Source organism: Paenibacillus sp. ov031, assembly GCF_900143165.1.
GTDB lineage: Bacteria > Bacillota > Bacilli > Paenibacillales > Paenibacillaceae > Paenibacillus > Paenibacillus marchantiae.
On record NZ_FRDO01000005.1, the window covers coordinates 228,245 to 245,914 of the forward strand.

Sequence of the window (17,670 nt, forward strand, 5' to 3'; positions counted from 1 at the left end):
GCTGCAGATGATCTGCAGCCCTCCTTATGTATCCTACCGTCCCGCTACCAAAGGAACGGCTTTTCTATTGCCAGGGTGCTTGCCCTGTCTGGACTTCCTGCAAAATCTTCTTCATCACGGGTACATATACTTTCCAGTAAAACCGATCCGGGACGCCCTTTTGATCTGGTGTGAGCTTCGTTTTTACCACATCCCATCCCTTGATACGGCGCCAGAACGAATAATGCTCCAGCTCTCCGAATGATCCTGCCATATAATACGTCCGATTATAGCCCTCATACCGGATAAGAGCAGCGAATTCCGCCGGAATACCTGCGTCCATCAGTTTCAGCTGACCACTCTCCGTTAGATCCGTCTTATACCAAGCCAGTACAGTAGTCTGTTGTTCAGGCACAATGATGTCAAACCATTCGCTGTAATAGATATCCCGGGTAATTCCACTCCATTTCCCACCTTCCTGTGTAAAGGAGAGCTTTATGTCACCGGTCTTTACATCACGGCCTTGCTTCAGTACAATCACACGTCCATCCTCATGAATCAGTACAATACCTGCTCCATGATAGGGCCACTCTTTTTTCTCCCTAAGCTCATAGTTCATTCGTACCTTCTGTGGCACTTCATCCAAGCTCTGCAGATCCGATACCGATCTCCCCTGCCATCCGCTGCTTTTCATGCCCAGAATCGGATACAATTGCTCTCTTGTCATGTTCGAAACAGCATTCGACAAGGCGCTAAACTCAGCGACAATCGTTACGCCTTTGGTTGCAGCTTCACGAATTTTGTGCGCATCATATATCGTAAGACCTTCATAAGCTTTGCCTTGTATACGTTCATTCGTATCTGTAGATGAAATATGATGATTCGCCGTCAGATAGATCAGGTCCGTGTCGGTCACCTCATCCGGCAATTTCCGTTCAAACCGGGAGATCCCGTTCTGTATATCATATCCGTAGTAGTCTTCTTCATACGTATAATGTTCCCCTGTCTGTTGGACAATCTTCTGCTGATTCAGAATCCAGACTAGTCCCTTATGCCCCACATAGGACAAGTCCGGTTTACTTTTGTCGACAATCATGATGTTAAGCTGTGTCGGTGCCTGTGATTGCCACAAAATCCAGGGGATAACCAGAACCACTGATACCACGGTCAGGCAAGCCAAAGTCCATACCGTGAGTGGCCTGTGATTTCTATTCATGAAGCGTATTCCTCCTTGCTCTGTTCCAAGGTATTCCTATGATCGGCATATTACTCCTTTCCGTTCTTACTGTCCTTCCTCCTGTAGCCCATCCACCCATAGATCGGATCGGGAATGTATATAATACGTCCACGCTCTTTCATCTGTTTCATATGTTTGTGCACTCGCATGACAAGCTCTATATGACCCACTTGGTTATCTGTCTTGTAATCACCGATTTTTATGACCCTAAATGTTCGTTCATTTCCTGAATTCCCCTTATTCGAATAAACCGCCTCACAGTGGGTACAATAATACAAATTTTTCAAATGAATCCTGCATATACAATCCGGGTAAATGATACACTAAGCATTCTATCGGCTTTCTTCGTTTGTGATATAATAGAAACAGAAAATTCCGGTAATTCGCATCATGTTCCGGATGTCCGGATAACATATTATTCCAGAAAGAGGGAGTTTTACGTGGCTCAAATCAGTCCGTCTTACCTTCAGATCGGTGCAACTCTGGGTATGCTCGTCATGGCCCTGCTTGCCATTTTTATTCGAATGAAAGCCAGCCATCGTCCGGTAACCATTCGCAAAATACTTATTCCCCCGCTGGGAATGAGCACGGGTTTTCTCATGTTTGTTGTACCCCAGACACATGTCCCGCTTCTATGGGCAATTATCGCGCTGTTGGTGGGCTGGTTTATATTCTCGTACCCCCTCATTCGCAGTACTCGCTTTGAAAGAGTTAATGAAGAAATTTTCGCCACACGTTCACGAAGCTTCGCGTTCATTCTGCTTGGATTGCTGGCAATACGTCTAATCCTGCACGAAGTCATTCAGCGTTATGTGAGCATTCCTCAAACGGGTGGGTTGTTCTTCCTTCTGGCCTTCGGTATGATCGTACGCTGGCGGGTATATATGTACAAGCACTATAAGGAAGTTGTTGCTGCCGAATCTTAGCATCATCGCAACTCCCTAACAACTAAAAAGACACGTTCTGTGCACTTCACCGTGCGGAACGTGTCTTTTCCTGTTCTGGCATATATTCAAGGGATTCTATATCTATTCAGGGTCCGCAACCTTGACAAGCTGTTTGCCCAGGTTATCTCCAGAGAAGAGGCCCATAAATGCTTCCGGTGTCTGGTCAAAACCTTCCACAATGTTTTCTTCAAACTGTAAGTGGCCTTCCTTGATCCATTTTGCTAGTTTGGCACGGCCTTCCTTAAAGGACTTGGCATAATCACCCACCAGGAAACCTTTCATCAACGCTGTATTCGTTAATAGTAACGTCTGCGGGCGCATGCCGATATCCGGCTTCTCCAAATTATATGACGAAATCTGTCCACAGAGTGGAATACGTGCATTCCGATTAATATGGCTTAGTACCGCATCGGAGATTTCACCGCCAACATTGTCGAAATAAACGTCTACGCCAGCCGGGCAAGCCCGTTCAATGGCAGCAGACATATCCTCTTCTTGCTTATAGTTCAACACCACATCGAATCCCAGTTTTTCTTTCAGGTAAGCACATTTCTCGTCAGAACCTGCAATCCCGACTACACGCGCACCTACAATCTTGGCGATCTGGCCCGCAATCATACCTACCGCTCCGGCTGCTCCCGATACGACCACCGTTTCGCCGTCCTTCGGCTTACCAATATCTTCCATGCCAAAATAAGCGGTCAAACCGGTCATGCCCAGCGCACCCAGGTAAGCCGTAATTGGAGCTTCTTCTGTATCAATCAAGGAAATATCTCCCGTATTTACGGCTGCATACTGCTGCCAGCCCCACATGCCGGATACCAAATCCCCTTTGCGCAGATTGGGTTCCGAAGACTCCACCACCTGCCCAATCGTTCCGCCCTTGATCACTTCATTCAACGCATAGGGGGGAGCATAGGATTTTGTATCTTTCATGCGGCCCCGCATGTATGGATCTACAGACAAATATAGCGTACGTACCAGGACTTGTCCTGCTTCCGGTTCAGGAAGGGGTGCATCAATGAATTTAAAGTCTTCTCTGGATGGGGCACCTTCGGGACGAGACGCAAGTACGATCTGTTTATTTTCAGACACCAAAATGACCTCCTTCTTGCCAGTGGACAGGGGATAACCCTCTGTCAGCTGATATCATTCAACACCGGCTCTATGTGTATCGCCTCTAAATAGTTTAAACCGAAACAGGCGGATCACAAACGTGGGCCGCCTTGAAATATGCAAATATCATCACATTGGAGACATTGAGCGTAATTATTGAGCAGTCAGAATGACAGGACCATCTGCTGTAATGGCAATCGTATGCTCATATTGGGCAGACAGACTTCCATCCTGAGTACGTGCTGTCCAACCATCCGAGTCCAGCTTGCTACGGTACGTACCAATGTTCAGCATCGGCTCAATGGTAATAACCATGCCTTCCTTGAGACGTGGACCACGGTGTGGTGGGCCGTAGTGAGGCACCTGTGGTTCCTCATGCATTTTCTCGCCGATCCCATGACCGATAAATTCACGGACAACCGATAGACCTTCACCTTCTGCATACGTCTGAATCGCATTGGAGATATCACCGATCCGGTTGCCGATCACAGCCAGTTCAATCCCTTTGTAGAGAGATGTTTTGGTAACGTCCAACAAATGTTGTGCTTCTGGAGTCACCTGACCCACCGCATACGACCAAGCGGAATCGGCCAGCCAGCCGTTCAGATTCACGACCATATCAATCGTAACGATGTCTCCATCCTGCAGTACATATTTTCCCGGGAATCCATGACAGATCACATCATTAACCGACGCACATGTCGCATATTGGTACCCGTTGTATCCCTTTTGTTCCGGCGTAGCGCCATTTTTCTTCATAAAAGCTTCTGCAAACTGATCAATTTCCTGTGTCGTGATCCCTGGACGGATCATTCCAGCAATTTCTCTATGGCATGCGGCAAGAATTTCTCCAGCCTTCTTCATAAGTTCGATTTGTTCTTTGGTCTTCAACGTAATCATTACAACTACTCCTGTCCGTTAAAATCTCATCCTGTCTTCTATTGTAACGCGAAATGCTCAAAATAAAAAATTCCGTGTAATCCTCAACATTCTATTATAAGGCTAGCCCCTGTCCAATGAATATAATCCCCCTTAAAAAATCCGAAACCCACTCCAACAGAGCCCCGTATATGCTTAAAACGGTTGAAGACGAAAGGATGAACTTTCATGTTCAAAAAGATTATCGGCAAACTCCTCGATTCTAAATCTTCATCTCATCGTAGGCGTAACAGCTCATCGGATAGACGCTCATATAAACGTCACAGCAGTTCCTCAGGCAAGCGTGCCTATCAACGCTATTCATCTTCGGATGCGAAGCGTCGGGATAGCCGCCACGGCTCCGGTTATTATAAAAGCAGGAAATACAGCTCCAGCTAGACTGGCGCTAAATCATCGTATATGTATTAAAAGGGTTGTTCTGCCAGCCGTCTTCACGGTTAGCAAAACAACCCTTATTTATTTCTTCATCGCAACTTTATCAGCACACGGTCAATATCCGCCTGTAATTCCAGCGCTCCACCTTCATAGCCTGGACGAAGTCCAAGCAGTCGTTCCAGCATATCGTGAACTTCCGGCGTAAGCTTGAGTTCTTCCTGCCAACTAGCCGGTTTGCGGCCCTTCTCTGGCTCGTAAGCGGAATACAGCATGAACAAAAGAAAATGACCGAGATCCTGCAAATCCTGATCCGGCGCAGCCAGTTCATCTTCAGGCTCGGGCAATTCACGCATCCGGCGTTTTAGCTCAGGCAACAACGGCTCCCCCATGCGCCGCGCCAGGCCAAAATCAATCAAATGCACCTGCCCGTCACGTAAAATGACATTTGGAATACGGACATCCCCATGAATATATCCCTGCTCATGAACATGCACAATGGGAGCCAGTAGTTGCTTTACCAGCTCCAGACAATCCTGTTCCGTATATTTGCGGCCTTGCTCGAATATGCACTGTTCCAGTGTCTCCCCAAGGATATACTCGGTGACAATGTAACTGCGCGCCCGGTATGTGAACACATCCAGCAACTTAGGGATGGCCGAATGATCCATCCGATTCATCACATCCGCCTCCCTGTCCAGCAACCGTACAGCGAGTCTACCCTTGCTGGGTTTGGATTCTTTTAACGCTGCATCCTTGCCAGTCTGTTCATCGGTACATAGGTATGTCAGTCCATAACTTCCCATACCAAGCAAGTCATGTATCGTATAACGCCCGGCGATCTTCGTACCTTTCCTCCGGGGACGATCAGTCCATAGGCCGAGTAGTCTTTGCCAGCTTCGTCGCAGCTCCACAGGTCCTCCCACGCCAGCCATCTGATCTCCTGTTTTCCGTTTAAGCAGAGCAGATCAGCAGCCAGTCTTGTTGTTGTATGGGCTCATTATACCAAGCTAGCTGTGTAAAATCACGACGAGCATGGACAGGGTTCTCAGGCTTCTTTGTGCTTTTTGGGCAGCAGCCCGAACAACATTCGAAGCGATGTTCCTTTGGGTTTGCGTTTTCTTCCCTGGAAGCTGCGCAGATTGGTGACCAGTTCACGGTCTCGCTCCTCTTCCAGCTTCTCATTCATCCATAGGCGCTGCTTCTCCATCTGCTCCTGGAGAGCAAGATGGGTATCCGCCAGATGCTGCAGCGTTAACTCTAGTTCGTCCACCCGATGCTGCAGCAGCTGGACCTGATCATCCTGCTGTCCGACAGCACCGTAAGTCACTTCACTCACCAGTTGTCCCAGACCTTCATAAGATCTCAATGCTCCAGTTAGTTCAGGTTCCTCAGGAAATATTGCAGGCATCACTGTTGCCGCACATTCTGCCACTGAGGCCTCCTCCATTACCATCACAGGCACGTCTGGAGTCAGTACGGTCACCACAGCATCTGCAAGTGGCAGGTTATGTTCCCTAAGTTCTGTCATCAGGCGTTCGATGCACTCGATATCGTCCGACTTGAACAATCTGGATTTGTTGGCGGAACGCTCGAATCGATACCCTTGTTCCTCAAGCGCTGCCGCATATTTACGAAGAGTACTGGCACCAATGCCCAGGCTCTTGGCCGTTTCCGTCGTTGCTCCTACTTCTTCAATCATTATTATTCCCTCCCGGAATGAAGTCTTTTTGAATATAAGGTAGTGGCTTCAGCGTTCCCTTTTGGAACTGTCATCGGATCGGGTCAACCTGTCTCATGGATCAAGTACGCATATTTCATTTGCTTGTCCGTATGTATTCGTCAGTCTCTTTGCAGATCCCTTTGACGCTTTTCTTCTGTTTCTGCGGATTCATAAGAGCTTTTGTCAGTTGCCTCATTCGTAAAAATAACCCTTCATCCGACAATGAGCATGAATGCTGTCATGTCGAAATTCGTTGGTGCAAACGCCGTCACTTTTTATGAGGATGAATTATTCATGTCAATTTTGTTAACTCCGTCACTCCAATACGCTCCCGCGACAGAGGAAATCATTGCTGCACAGCTTTTCCATGTGTTATCTTATGTAACGTAGAAGCAGCTATTAGCATAAAATAAAGGACTATACTTAACATATGTATTATTACGAACGGATAAATCAAATGTAAATGGGGGCTGAACACCAGTGTTAGGCAAATCAGGTAAAGTAGCGGTGATCGGGGCGGGACTTGTCGGTTCAAGTTGTGCATATTCCATGATTAATCAATCGATATGCAGAGAAATTATGATGGTTGACCGGACGTATGACCGTGCGGTTGCACAGGCGCTGGATTTTTCCCATTGCATGGACTTCACACATAACCGCACGAAGGTATACGCTGGCACTTATGCAGATTGCGGCAGCATGGACGTCATAGTCCTGACTGCCGGAGCGAATCCGAAGCCAGGGCAGACTCGTCTGGATATTCTGGAGGAAGCGGAGTCCATTGCCAAAGATATCGTTGTTCCTATCATGAATAGCGGATTCCGGGGGATTTTTGTCGTCGCGGCCAATCCGGTTGACATAGTAACTTATATGGTATGGAAGCTGTCCGGTCTTCCGCGTGAACGAGTCATCGGTACAGGTACGTCTATTGATTCCTCCCGGCTCAAAACGCTGTTGTCAGAGGTCTTCTCCATCGATCCACGCAGCGTGCATGGATATGCTCTCGGGGAACATGGGGAATCCCAGTTCGTGGCATGGTCCCATGTCACTATCGGAGGCAAACCGATTATGCACATTATGGAACAGCACAAGGAACGCTTCAAACATCTGGACCTGGAAGATATCGCCCGCAAAACGAAAGACGCCGGTTGGGAAATTTTCACTCGTAAAGGTTCTACGCAATTCGGAATCGGTAACGCACTCGCACATATTACCCGTTCGATTCTCAACGATGAACACAAGATCATTGCTGTCTCCGCAATCCTTGATGGAGAGTACGGACAGAGCAACGTCTGTGCAGGTGTTCCGGCCATTATTGGCGGGGATGGGATTCAGGAGATTATCGAATTGAATTTGGATGCATCTGAACGTGAGAAATTCGAGCGTTCATGCGAAGTTTTGTCAGGTAATATCAATCGTCTTACCCTGGTTTGACCAGTTCAGCCATTTAAGGATGGTCCATAACAAAATAAACAGAAACACAAAAACGCCAATAACCTCCTGATACAGAAGCGTCATTGGCGTTTTTGTGTTGTTTGTTTTTATCCACCTTGGGAGTACGAGTCTTCAGCTTGGTGCAAGCTGCGGTTCATCTGTTGGCCCCCATTGCTGCAATACCCTTTTTAATTCACTCAGCATGATTGGTTTGCTGATGAAGTCACGCATCCCAATCTCCAAACAAGCTTCCTTGTCTTCACGTTTGGCATTTCCGGTTACCGCTATAATAGCTGGAATACGCTCCTGCGGAATTAATCGGTGTACAAGGTCTGTTGCTTTGAGTCCATCCATAACAGGCATCTGAAGATCCATCAGGACAATATCATAGGCATTTTGCGAAATGGCTTCAATCGCTTCAACGCCATTGGTGCATACATCTGCTTGGTATCCAAGCTTCTCTAGATACTCCGATAAAATCTTTCGGTTTACCGGGTGATCCTCGGCAACAAGAATACGTATTGCTACCTTATCCCCCTGGCGTGTCCGATCATGGCTGAATTGACGTGCAGATTGCTCTGCCTCTGCAGTCGCATCTACACTTGTGGCAGGCACAGCGAACCGGAAGGTTGATCCCTTTCCTTCTTCACTCTCCACACTGATACTGCCCCCCATAATCTCCACGAGTCGCTTCGAGATGACTAATCCAAGACCTGTCCCGCCATATTTGCGGTTAATGACAGGATGCAGTTGAGAGAACGACTGGAACAACTGATCCAGCTTATCTTCTGGAATACCGATCCCCGTATCCTTCACCGCAAAGTCCAGCACACTCGCTTCCGGTCGATTGCCACGAATAATATCTACCGTGACATCAATGCCCCCCTGATCCGTAAACTTCAAGGCATTGCTCACCAGATTGACGAGAATTTGCCGAATACGCATCGCATCGCCCACCATAAACTCAGGAATGTCGGGATTGAGACGATATCGGATCTTCAACTGCTTCTCTTCCGCTTTAGACGAGAAAAGTTCCGCAACCTGTTCCAACATGATGCGCAGCGAGAACGGTTCGTAGGCCAAAGCCATTTTCCCAGATTCCAATTTGCTGAAATCAAGGATGTCATTCAGGATATTTAACAGTGCATCACCGCTCTCACGGATGATCTCGGCGTATTCTCGCTGTTCCTCCGACAAATCCGTGCTGATTAGCAATTCAGTCATCCCCACGATTCCATTCATTGGTGTACGAATTTCATGACTGACCATGGACAGGAATTCCGACTTGGCCTGTGCCGCGAGTTCAGCGGTTTCCTTGGCGCGCACAATTTCGCGATCACCCGTCACATCATTGAACACGATAACGGCGCCACGAATCTGACCCTCATCGATAATTGGCGTAACCTGGTATTCCACCAGAAAGCTGGTTCCGTCTTTGCGCCAGAACACATCCTCCTTCACAGTGCGACGCTGCCCGTCCATCACCGTCATATGAATAGGGCATTCACTTTTTGGAAAATAGCTGCCGTCTGCACGTGAATGATGAATGATAGGATGCGAGCTTTTGCCGACAAACTCTTCCGCTTCGTAGCCGAACATGGAAGCAGCAGCCGGATTCATAAACCTGGTGATGCCATCTGCGTCCAGTCCATAGATGCCCTCTGTAACCGAGTTAAGAATCAGAGCATGCTGTTTGCTAAGCTCCTGGATCTGCTCTGTATAATCCTTACGCTCCGTAATATCAGACAAGATCCCATATACACCCACGAGTTCCTGGTCCACAATGATGGGAACATTAATGATAGATACATCAACCTTCCGGCCACTGGAATTCACGATCCGCGTTTCATAGTGTTGGGGTTTCCCCTGCTTCACCAGTTCGAAGTATGCCTGCCCGCCGTGCACTTCACATTTATCCAAATGCGAAAGAAAGGACTGCCCAATCAATTTGCTCCGAGGTACATCCAGCATTTTGACCAGATTGCGGTTCACTGCCGTATATTTGCCTTCGAGATTCAGCGAGTATACCGCTGCTGGATTATGTTCGAAGAGAGATTTGTAACGTTGACGACTCTCTCTAAGACGTCTTTCTGCATTTTTATGCTGGGTAATATCCCGGCTGACGCTGACGATCTGAGTATTCTTGCCCTCTTCTCCGGCCACCGGCTTTGCCAGTGTTTCCATCCAGATGTAGTGCCCCTTCTTATGAAGCACTCGCATCTTGCAGCCATTCCCACTCGACGACATCTCTAGAAGTTCAGGGTAATCCTCAGGATAACAGTAATCCTTCAGGAACTTTCCTGTTACCTCTTCCGGACGATATCCCAGCAACGAATAGACGGAAGGAGAGACATAAAGCAGCTTGCCGTCCATCGAACTCGTGGTAATGAGGTCCTGAGCATGGTCCGCCAACATCTGATATTTCTCCTGCGTTTCATGCAATTTACGTTCCACTTCCACGATCTCGGTTACATCCCTGGCAATACCGTATATCCCCACAATCTCTTCTTTCTCCGTTATGGGCACATAGGTAATCTTGGCCTGTTTCAGGGAACCGTCTCTATGATAAAACGTGATCGGCTTACTGACTGAATGGCCAGCCAGTACCTCACTAATGTATTCTCCTCGTAACTCCTCACTCTCAGGAGGGCAAATCCTATCTCGATTTAAGTTACGGAGTTCTTCAAATGTATACCCTGAAATCCTCTCAATCGAGGGATTGGCATCAATATAATTTCCATGGATGTCCATCACATATATGGCATCTGGGTGATTAAAAAACAAGGATTGGTAAGAACTTCCCTCAGAAATAATGCGCTTCAGGGTTTCCGTTTTATTAATATCCAAGGCTTACCCCTCTTTTCTTAGCCTATATCTTCATCTAACAACCAAAAAATATAATTTTCGGCGAAATGGGCCTACCCTCGAATAACCATGTAAGCCCTCCTAGAAACAGCTTTTTTTATTTTACCAGATTCCAGTTCGAATTTGCTTACAATCTCTTCACCAAAACCATGTAAAAGCGACAAAAAAATCCCCTTTAAGCGACATAGTCCGTCAATAACTGAGGTCTATGTTTGCTTAAAAGGAATTTATTACACAACTAATGAATAAATTCTACGATTAAATTTCTTTTTTTCTAAAATATAAAACTCCAATTAAAATGAAGAGAACTGCACTGCCCCCGACTACTGCAAGCATGGTCCAAAGCGGAACATTATAAGCTCCGAATCCCCCACCTTCAAACGGTGTCATTAGAATCATCGGCTGCGCCCAAGGGTAATACGGGCCAAATGTAGCCGAGTTCACGATCAGAATGTTCGGTACGGTCAACGCAAAATTCAATGCCAGCGGTGCGGCAAAGCTGCTCCATACCAAGGAAACGAACATTTGGAGAGCAGCGAGCGGCACACAAGCGAATAGCCCCAGCAGCAGCTTACCTGTAAGCAATCCCCATGGGATGGGATCCGTCATGCCCTGGATCGTACCTGTCAGCAGGATGGCCCCCAGCAACAGTAATTGTGTGCCCGCCAGAAGCAAAATCACAATGGTCAGTTTGCCTGCATATACGCCCGTACGAGTAAGCGGCAGCACCAGCATTTGCTTCCAGCCTCCCCCCGCATGCTCGAATCGACAGACGAAAGAGGTAAATACGCCGGTCAGGATGGGCAGCAATAACAAACCGTGCAGAAAGACCATTGAACCCATAAGCACATTCCATTGACCTGATGGTGTGGACAGCAGCCCAATAAGCAGTGCGATTAACGGACTCAGCAGAATCAGAAGCCAGATAGGTGATTTACCCATTTTGAGTCGCTCAGAGGACAGGATTCGGAAATAGGTTGTTGCAAAACTCATCTTAGGCCACATCCTTCCGGCTAAAGTGCATCATACCCAGCAACATGATTAGGAGCCCCGTCCCTACACCCAAACCGATATACACAAATGGTTTCGGGCTGATCCAAGCCATCTGTGCCCAAGCAAGCGGAAAGTACGGTGAGATACTGAGTGCGAACATCCCCATTACCGCGAGTACAATGCCGAGAGTGACCGGAAGAGCCTGATTTTTGTTTACCATCGTCAGCCATAGCTCCAGCGATAACACCGGAAGCGCGCCAGCCAGTGGCAATAAACCCAGCTTGATTGCATGTGTCCAGGGAATCTCACCAGCGTCGAACCCAAGCAGCAGTCCCAGACCAATAATTCCCGCTGATAATAACAAGCAGGATATGATGAGCAGCATACAAGCGAGCAGGAATTTGGCCAAATACACCGCAGGTCTTGTGATTGGCATCGCCAGCAATTGCTTCCATGATCCCTGCTCATGTTCAACATTTGCGATCATCGAACTGAGAATCGTCGCCCCCAGCATCAAGGCAAGCGGTACAAAAACAACCACATTATCCAGCAAACTCTCCCACAGATGACCCCCATACTGTTCTTTCAGATAGTCCAAACGAAGCCCAAAATTCAAAGCTTGCATCGCCGTCAGTCCAATGGGGGCCAAGAAAACGAGGAACCAGATACCTTTGCCACGAATTTTGAGCCAGTCGGACGATAACGCACGGCCCGTCATACCGTTGCCCCCTCACCGATGACCCGCATGAACAAGTCTTCTAGGGATTGACGGTGCTCTTCCACACGATAAACCGCATGGTCCTGCTCGACCAATCGACGGACCAGCAATGCAATCGCGCTATTATCCATATACGGGAACGTGAGCGCCGCTCCTTCACGTTGACCGAATTGTCCCTGCTCTCGTGCCAGCTTCATCGCCTCTTCCGGCTCGGAAACGGTCAGTCGAATGGAGCTGCCCGTCTGGCTATGCAGATTGGCGATCGTATCTTGAAGGACCATTTTCCCCTCACGGATAATGCCAACCCGGCTCGCCATCTGTTCCACTTCACTCAGCAAATGGCTGGACACCAGTACGGTGATGCCGTGTTCCAGCGGCATGCGTTTGATTAATTCCCGGATCTCCTGGATGCCCGCTGGATCAAGACCGTTCGTCGGCTCGTCCAAAATCAGCAGCTCCGGCTGACCCAACAAGGCACATGCAATCCCCAGACGCTGTTTCATCCCAAGCGAGTAACCTTTTACGGAACGTTTGGCATCCCGGGTCAGATCCACGATAGAGAGCACTTCGGCAATCCTCGATTTGGGTACATCCAATATCCGGCGCAAGGTTTCCAGATTCTCCACCGCGTTCAGATGTCCATAGTAAGACGGATATTCAACCAACGAACCGACACGTCGCAGAATGTCCATACGATCCTTGCGGATATCCTTGTCGAATACACGGATGACACCTTTGGTTGGCTTGATTAAGCCAAGAAGCATACGAATAGTTGTTGTTTTGCCAGCGCCGTTGGGACCAAGGAAGCCATAAATGTCTCCCTTTTTAATATGCAGATCAAGTTCACGGACCGCCGCACGGTCCCGGTATGTTTTCCATAAGTTAGCGGTTTGAATAATGTTATCAGTCACTGTTTAATCACCTCGGATATCATCGTAACCTTCCAAGGTTAAAGCTGAAGTCGGTTGAAGTTTAAGTTTTGTTTAAAAAAAGGTACGGCCTTGATTTCCCAGCTCCTCCGCCGCTATAGAGGCACACCCGCAATCCATTCTCAGAGCTGTCTACCCTCTTCCGCAGCCCCATCTCACGAATCAGCAGATCCACGATGGATAACCCCAGACCTGTTCCCTTGGTATCCGAATCTTCCTGCAATCCTGGGCCCCTATCCTGAATAACAAGAGCCTTTTCCCCATGGATCTGTTCTGTCGATATGCCAATATATTTTCCACTCGCTGCATGACGGATGACATTCTGAAACAGGTTATCGAGAACACGACGTAATCCCTGCTCATCCACCTGCCAGAACAACGGTTCTTCCGGCAGATCGATATCAATCTCAAACTGCTCTTTCTCCCAAACGGGATACCAGGCCGCTGCCGTTTCTCTGACGATTCGCAGGACGTCCTTCTGTTCCAGCTTCAATGTATATTTTCCGCTGGTGAGCAGGTTGTACGATAACATGTTATCGATCAATCCGCTCAAATCATCCATCTTGGCTTCCATACGACGCAATGAAGTATCCGCAGCCGTGCTTAGTGGTTCTTTGTGAAGGGAATGCATATGTCCACGGATGACGGTCAGCGGTGTACGCAGATCATGCGACAATCCCGCGACAAGACGTTTGCGAAGCTGCTCTTCCTCCCGCTCCCGGTGACGGCTGTCTGTCAACTGATGCACCATTTCGTTGAACGATTCCTCCAGATGTCCAATCTCGTCCGATCTGCGAATCTCCACAGGAAGGGGAATGCCTTCCTTGCCCGGAGTGATCATCGCCGTCTGGAGCCGGATGAGCCGCTTGCGAATTCGTGCAAAGAACAGGATCGACATGATGATAAATAACAGGAAGATGATCATCATCAATCCACCCAAATACAAAAGTTCCATAGGCCAGTTGTTCTGTGGCTTTTGCAAAAGATACCTTGGAACCTCAATCACCATAAACCCTTGTCCCTTGTCTTCACTATCTCCACCCACAAAAGAAACAACCGTTAGCGGATCACGATAGGAGGCTTCCTTCATAAATTCCAGGGAGCTGTTTGCATTCCATATCGAAGGAATCCGGGTCTCTGTATTCGGATGATCCAACGTCCATTTCAATATCGTCATTGTTGTTCCATCCACGGTGGACTCCGATACATCAACGTCCTCTCCAGCGAGAATAAATGCCGTTTCACCGTTTTGGTCCACACGGTACATCGAAGATTTGGGATATTTCCGGTGCAGCTGTTCCATACGTTGATTGATTTTTTCAGATGTCGCCCCATCCAGCTTCTCGGATTCCCGGGTCCACAGGTTGCTAATTTTCGTGCTATCGCCGTAAGGTGCCGTATTGTCTTTATTTGTATTGTTCACCACCACCACATAGATAATGGATGTAATGGGGAGAACGACCGGCACAAACAAAACCGCTGCCAAGATCAGGAGAATATATCGGGACATCAAGGTCCGTCCAAAACGCATTTTCCGTTTGCCTGGAAGGCTACGTTTCACTCCCTTATTCCTATCGGATGGATCGCGCATCGTCGCTTTTCTTCTCATGGCTTCTTCACACGATAACCAACACCACGAACGGTTTGAATGATGGTTGGGTTCGCCGGATCACGCTCCAGCTTCTCGCGCAGATGCCGGATATGTACCATTAATGTCTTGTCCCCGTCCAGATAAGGCTCGTTCCAAACGGCTTCGTAGATCTGTTCCTTGGTTCGAATCATGCCCATATGCCTGAGCAGGTAGGCGAAGATATGAAACTGTTTGCCCGATAAAATAATTTCTTCCTCTGTCTCCTCATTCACGATCCGGTGATCCTTCTCGTAGATGGACAAGTGGTCCAGTTTTACCACGGTATCGGCCGAGATCGCTGTCCCTGCCTTCCGAAGCTGGACTTCAATCCGTGCGGCAAGTTCATCGGGATGGAATGGCTTGGTTACATAATCATCGGCAAAATCAAGCCCGTGCAGCTTATCGTCAATGGACGTTCTAGCCGAGAGCATGACAATGGGCACTTCAGGATGTTCCTTTTTGAGTCGCTGTCCTACCGTAAATCCATCCAGTCCCGGCAGCATGACATCCAGAATAACCAACGAGCAGCCCCCGGCAGCTTCAGCCGCACCTTCACCACTTCCGAGCCATACCACCTCATATCCACGCTCCTCCAAGTCGGCCCTAACCCATGTAGCAATTTCCGTATCGTCTTCAATGTATAACAGTTTCGTTTTCATGCGCGTATTCGTTTCCTTTCTGTACCCTTTGGGTTAATTATATATTTGAAACATAATGAAGTATTTTGTTTATATAAAATGTACGAATGATGATCACACGACCATGGATATCCTTTTATTTTAAATTATACCTTAATCATCCGCTTCGCATAATTCATGCAGAGATTGAGAGGTTGATTCAACAACATAAGCATGTGGCATTCATCCCGAGATTGATTTGCATCGAATGCAGCTACTTGCTCACATACTACGTGTGTATACGACGGGAGGAGATTCAACATGCTGCTGGAAGCCATCTATCATCAACCAAAACGGAACTGGGCCTATGCCTACGATAAGGATACCATTCGTCTGCGTCTGCGTGCCAAAAAGAATGATCTCACCGAGGTACATGCCCTGACTGGGGACAAATACGCTTGGGATCGCACCAAAGAGCTGGTTCCTTTAACCAAATATACATCCGATTCCATGTTCGATTATTATGAGGGACAAGTAAAGCCTCCATATCATCGACTGAAGTATTCCTTCCTGCTGAAAAGTGGCACAGAACAGATCTGGATGACCGAAACGGATTTCCAAACGCATGAACCCGACGATCCTGGTCACATGTTCCAGTTTCCGTACATCCATCCCGGAGCTGTATTTACACCGCCTGCATGGGTGAAGGATGCGATCTTCTATCAGATCTTCCCTGAACGATTCGCAAATGGCAACCCCGACCTTGATCCAGAAAAAGTGGAACCCTGGGGGGGTGAGCCGACCCCGTTTAACTTCTTCGGCGGTGATCTCCAGGGCGTCATCGACCATCTGGATTACCTTGAAGAGTTGGGCATTAACGCCATTTATTTCACACCAATCTTCGAGGCGACGACCAATCACAAATACGATACCGAAGATTATTTGCGAGTAGATCGGCATTTTGGTGATGCAGATACAGCCAAACGGCTTGTTGAGCTGTGCCATGCACGCGGAATCCGGGTGCTATTGGATGCGGTGTTCAATCATTCTGGGAAGACGTTTGCGCCGTTTGTGGATGTGCAGAAGAACGGGGAGAAGTCCAAATATAAGGACTGGTTCCATGTGCATGAATTCCCGCTGGACGTGAAGGATGGCATTCCTACGTATGAAACATTCGGATTCGAAGCCCACATGCCGAAGCTTAACACGGAAAATCCCGAGGTGAAGGCGTATTTGCTGGAGGTCGCCGAATACTGGATCAAGGAAGTGGGCACCGACGGCTGGCGGCTGGATGTCGCGGATGAAGTGGATAATGCGTTCTGGCGCGACTTCCGCCGTGTAGTGAAGGCTGCGAATCCGGATGCCTATATCCTGGGTGAGGTATGGAATGAGTCCTCCTCCTGGCTGCAAGGTGATCAGTTCGATGCCTCTATGAACTATCCATTTACGGAAGCCGTAAATCGTTTTTTTGTAAAAGATGCCATGCACGCCGAACAGTTCGCGAACTCGATCGGTCGACAACTGTCCCGCTATGCGCTGCAAGCCAGCGAAGTGGCGTTCAATCTGCTTGATAGCCACGATACACCACGGCTGCTCACCTTATGTGAGGGTGACCAGCGGAAGATGAAACTGGCCGCGTTGTTCCAATTCAGCTATATGGGTGCCCCGTGCATCTATTACGGGGATGAGATTGGGCTGGACGGCGATCATGATCCCGGCTGTCGGAAATGTATGGAGTGGGATGAGACGAAGCAGGATCGCGAGCTGTTCACCTTTTATCAGAAGCTAATCGCACTTCGCCATGCCCATCCTGCCCTGCGTGCAGAAGGCAGCATTCGATTCCTGCAGGCCCGTGAAGGCGGAAGCCAGCTTGTGATGGAACGACAGGATGAGGAGGAGCGCATTCTGATCCTTTTCAATCGTTCGGAAGAAACAGCTATCGTGGAGCTCGAAGCGGGTGCCGGGGAATGGACGGAGTTATTTGGCGAGAATTATCGTACAGCCAAGGAAGAGGGAATTCTGGCCGTTGAGCTGCCAGCATATGGATATGCTGTACTAAGTACAGATATCGCGTAACTTCTTCATATTGTTGTATCCTTGCAATTCCAACGCAGTGAAAGCAACGCCGGATAAGCGCTCACAGACCTGTTACTGATCTGTAGAGCGCTTTC

General features: G+C 48.3%; 14 protein-coding genes. 3 read left to right on the forward strand and 11 right to left on the reverse strand.

The window, feature by feature from the left end; all coding sequences use genetic code 11:
• Window positions 1-64: 64 nt before the first annotated feature.
• On the reverse strand, window positions 65-1,195 hold the full coding sequence (locus BUA17_RS21360) for a hypothetical protein (protein ID WP_072734923.1): 1,131 nt from the start codon (window positions 1,193-1,195) through the stop codon (window positions 65-67).
• Between the two features lie 461 nt (window positions 1,196-1,656).
• On the opposite strand from BUA17_RS21360, the gene BUA17_RS21370 reads away from it, so the two are divergent.
• Window positions 1,657-2,142: a CcdC family protein gene (locus BUA17_RS21370; RefSeq protein WP_170867906.1), complete on the forward strand. Its 486-nt coding sequence runs from the start codon at window positions 1,657-1,659 to the stop codon at window positions 2,140-2,142.
• Between the two features lie 102 nt (window positions 2,143-2,244).
• On the opposite strand, the gene BUA17_RS21375 is transcribed toward BUA17_RS21370, so the two are convergent.
• The 4 genes from BUA17_RS21375 to BUA17_RS21395 form a co-directional block, all read right to left on the reverse strand.
• Window positions 2,245-3,258: an NADP-dependent oxidoreductase gene (locus BUA17_RS21375; RefSeq protein ID WP_072734925.1), complete on the reverse strand. Its 1,014-nt coding sequence runs from the start codon at window positions 3,256-3,258 to the stop codon at window positions 2,245-2,247.
• A gap of 174 nt (window positions 3,259-3,432) precedes the next feature.
• Window positions 3,433-4,179 (reverse strand): type I methionyl aminopeptidase, encoded by a 747-nt coding sequence (gene map, locus BUA17_RS21380; RefSeq protein WP_063566201.1) that lies wholly within the window; start codon window positions 4,177-4,179, stop codon window positions 3,433-3,435.
• Between the two features lie 503 nt (window positions 4,180-4,682).
• Window positions 4,683-5,525 (reverse strand): serine/threonine protein kinase, encoded by an 843-nt coding sequence (locus BUA17_RS21390; RefSeq protein ID WP_072734927.1) that lies wholly within the window; start codon window positions 5,523-5,525, stop codon window positions 4,683-4,685.
• 113 nt (window positions 5,526-5,638) lie between these two features.
• Complete coding sequence (locus BUA17_RS21395; protein ID WP_079695818.1) at window positions 5,639-6,292, reverse strand: MerR family transcriptional regulator; 654 nt, start codon at window positions 6,290-6,292, stop codon at window positions 5,639-5,641.
• A 501-nt stretch (window positions 6,293-6,793) separates the two neighbouring features.
• Here BUA17_RS21395 and BUA17_RS21400 point away from each other — a divergent pair.
• A complete protein-coding gene (locus BUA17_RS21400; RefSeq protein WP_064642616.1) occupies window positions 6,794-7,747 on the forward strand; it encodes an L-lactate dehydrogenase in 954 nt (317 codons plus the stop codon).
• Between the two features lie 132 nt (window positions 7,748-7,879).
• Here BUA17_RS21400 and BUA17_RS21405 read toward each other — a convergent pair whose 3' ends face one another.
• The 6 genes from BUA17_RS21405 to BUA17_RS21430 all read right to left on the reverse strand — a co-directional run bounded on the left by BUA17_RS21405 (window position 7,880) and on the right by BUA17_RS21430 (window position 15,541).
• Complete coding sequence (locus BUA17_RS21405; protein WP_072734928.1) at window positions 7,880-10,594, reverse strand: PAS domain-containing hybrid sensor histidine kinase/response regulator; 2,715 nt, start codon at window positions 10,592-10,594, stop codon at window positions 7,880-7,882.
• Window positions 10,595-10,870: 276 nt separating this feature from the next.
• Window positions 10,871-11,605, reverse strand: coding sequence for an ABC transporter permease (locus tag BUA17_RS21410; protein WP_064642620.1), 735 nt, complete (start codon window positions 11,603-11,605; stop codon window positions 10,871-10,873).
• A 1-nt stretch (window position 11,606) separates the two neighbouring features.
• Complete coding sequence (locus tag BUA17_RS21415; protein ID WP_063566206.1) at window positions 11,607-12,323, reverse strand: ABC transporter permease; 717 nt, start codon at window positions 12,321-12,323, stop codon at window positions 11,607-11,609.
• The gene (locus tag BUA17_RS21420) at window positions 12,320-13,234 is read right to left on the reverse strand and encodes an ABC transporter ATP-binding protein (protein ID WP_063566207.1); all 915 of its coding nucleotides are present in this window, start codon (window positions 13,232-13,234) and stop codon (window positions 12,320-12,322) included. The genes BUA17_RS21415 and BUA17_RS21420 overlap by 4 nt, the downstream gene beginning before the upstream one ends.
• 61 nt (window positions 13,235-13,295) lie before the next feature.
• Window positions 13,296-14,861 (reverse strand): HAMP domain-containing sensor histidine kinase, encoded by a 1,566-nt coding sequence (locus BUA17_RS21425; RefSeq protein ID WP_170867907.1) that lies wholly within the window; start codon window positions 14,859-14,861, stop codon window positions 13,296-13,298.
• A complete protein-coding gene (locus tag BUA17_RS21430; protein ID WP_063566209.1) occupies window positions 14,858-15,541 on the reverse strand; it encodes a response regulator transcription factor in 684 nt (227 codons plus the stop codon). The genes BUA17_RS21425 and BUA17_RS21430 overlap by 4 nt, the downstream gene beginning before the upstream one ends.
• 279 nt (window positions 15,542-15,820) lie before the next feature.
• On the opposite strand from BUA17_RS21430, the gene BUA17_RS21435 reads away from it, so the two are divergent.
• Window positions 15,821-17,575: an alpha-glycosidase gene (locus BUA17_RS21435; protein ID WP_063566210.1), complete on the forward strand. Its 1,755-nt coding sequence runs from the start codon at window positions 15,821-15,823 to the stop codon at window positions 17,573-17,575.
• The last annotated feature ends 95 nt before the right edge of the window (window positions 17,576-17,670 follow it).

Coding starts and splice junctions, on each gene's coding strand:
- BUA17_RS21360 (WP_072734923.1), bottom strand. CDS start 1,195: ATGAATAGAAATCACAGGCCACTCACGGTATGGACTTTGGCTTGCCTG.
- map (WP_063566201.1), bottom strand. CDS start 4,179: ATGATTACGTTGAAGACCAAAGAACAAATCGAACTTATGAAGAAGGCT.
- BUA17_RS21390 (WP_072734927.1), bottom strand. CDS start 5,525: ATGGCTGGCGTGGGAGGACCTGTGGAGCTGCGACGAAGCTGGCAAAGA.
- BUA17_RS21395 (WP_079695818.1), bottom strand. CDS start 6,292: ATGATTGAAGAAGTAGGAGCAACGACGGAAACGGCCAAGAGCCTGGGC.
- BUA17_RS21410 (WP_064642620.1), bottom strand. CDS start 11,605: ATGAGTTTTGCAACAACCTATTTCCGAATCCTGTCCTCTGAGCGACTC.
- BUA17_RS21415 (WP_063566206.1), bottom strand. CDS start 12,323: ATGACGGGCCGTGCGTTATCGTCCGACTGGCTCAAAATTCGTGGCAAA.
- BUA17_RS21425 (WP_170867907.1), bottom strand. CDS start 14,861: ATGAGAAGAAAAGCGACGATGCGCGATCCATCCGATAGGAATAAGGGA.
- BUA17_RS21430 (WP_063566209.1), bottom strand. CDS start 15,541: ATGAAAACGAAACTGTTATACATTGAAGACGATACGGAAATTGCTACA.
- BUA17_RS21435 (WP_063566210.1), top strand. CDS start 15,821: ATGCTGCTGGAAGCCATCTATCATCAACCAAAACGGAACTGGGCCTAT.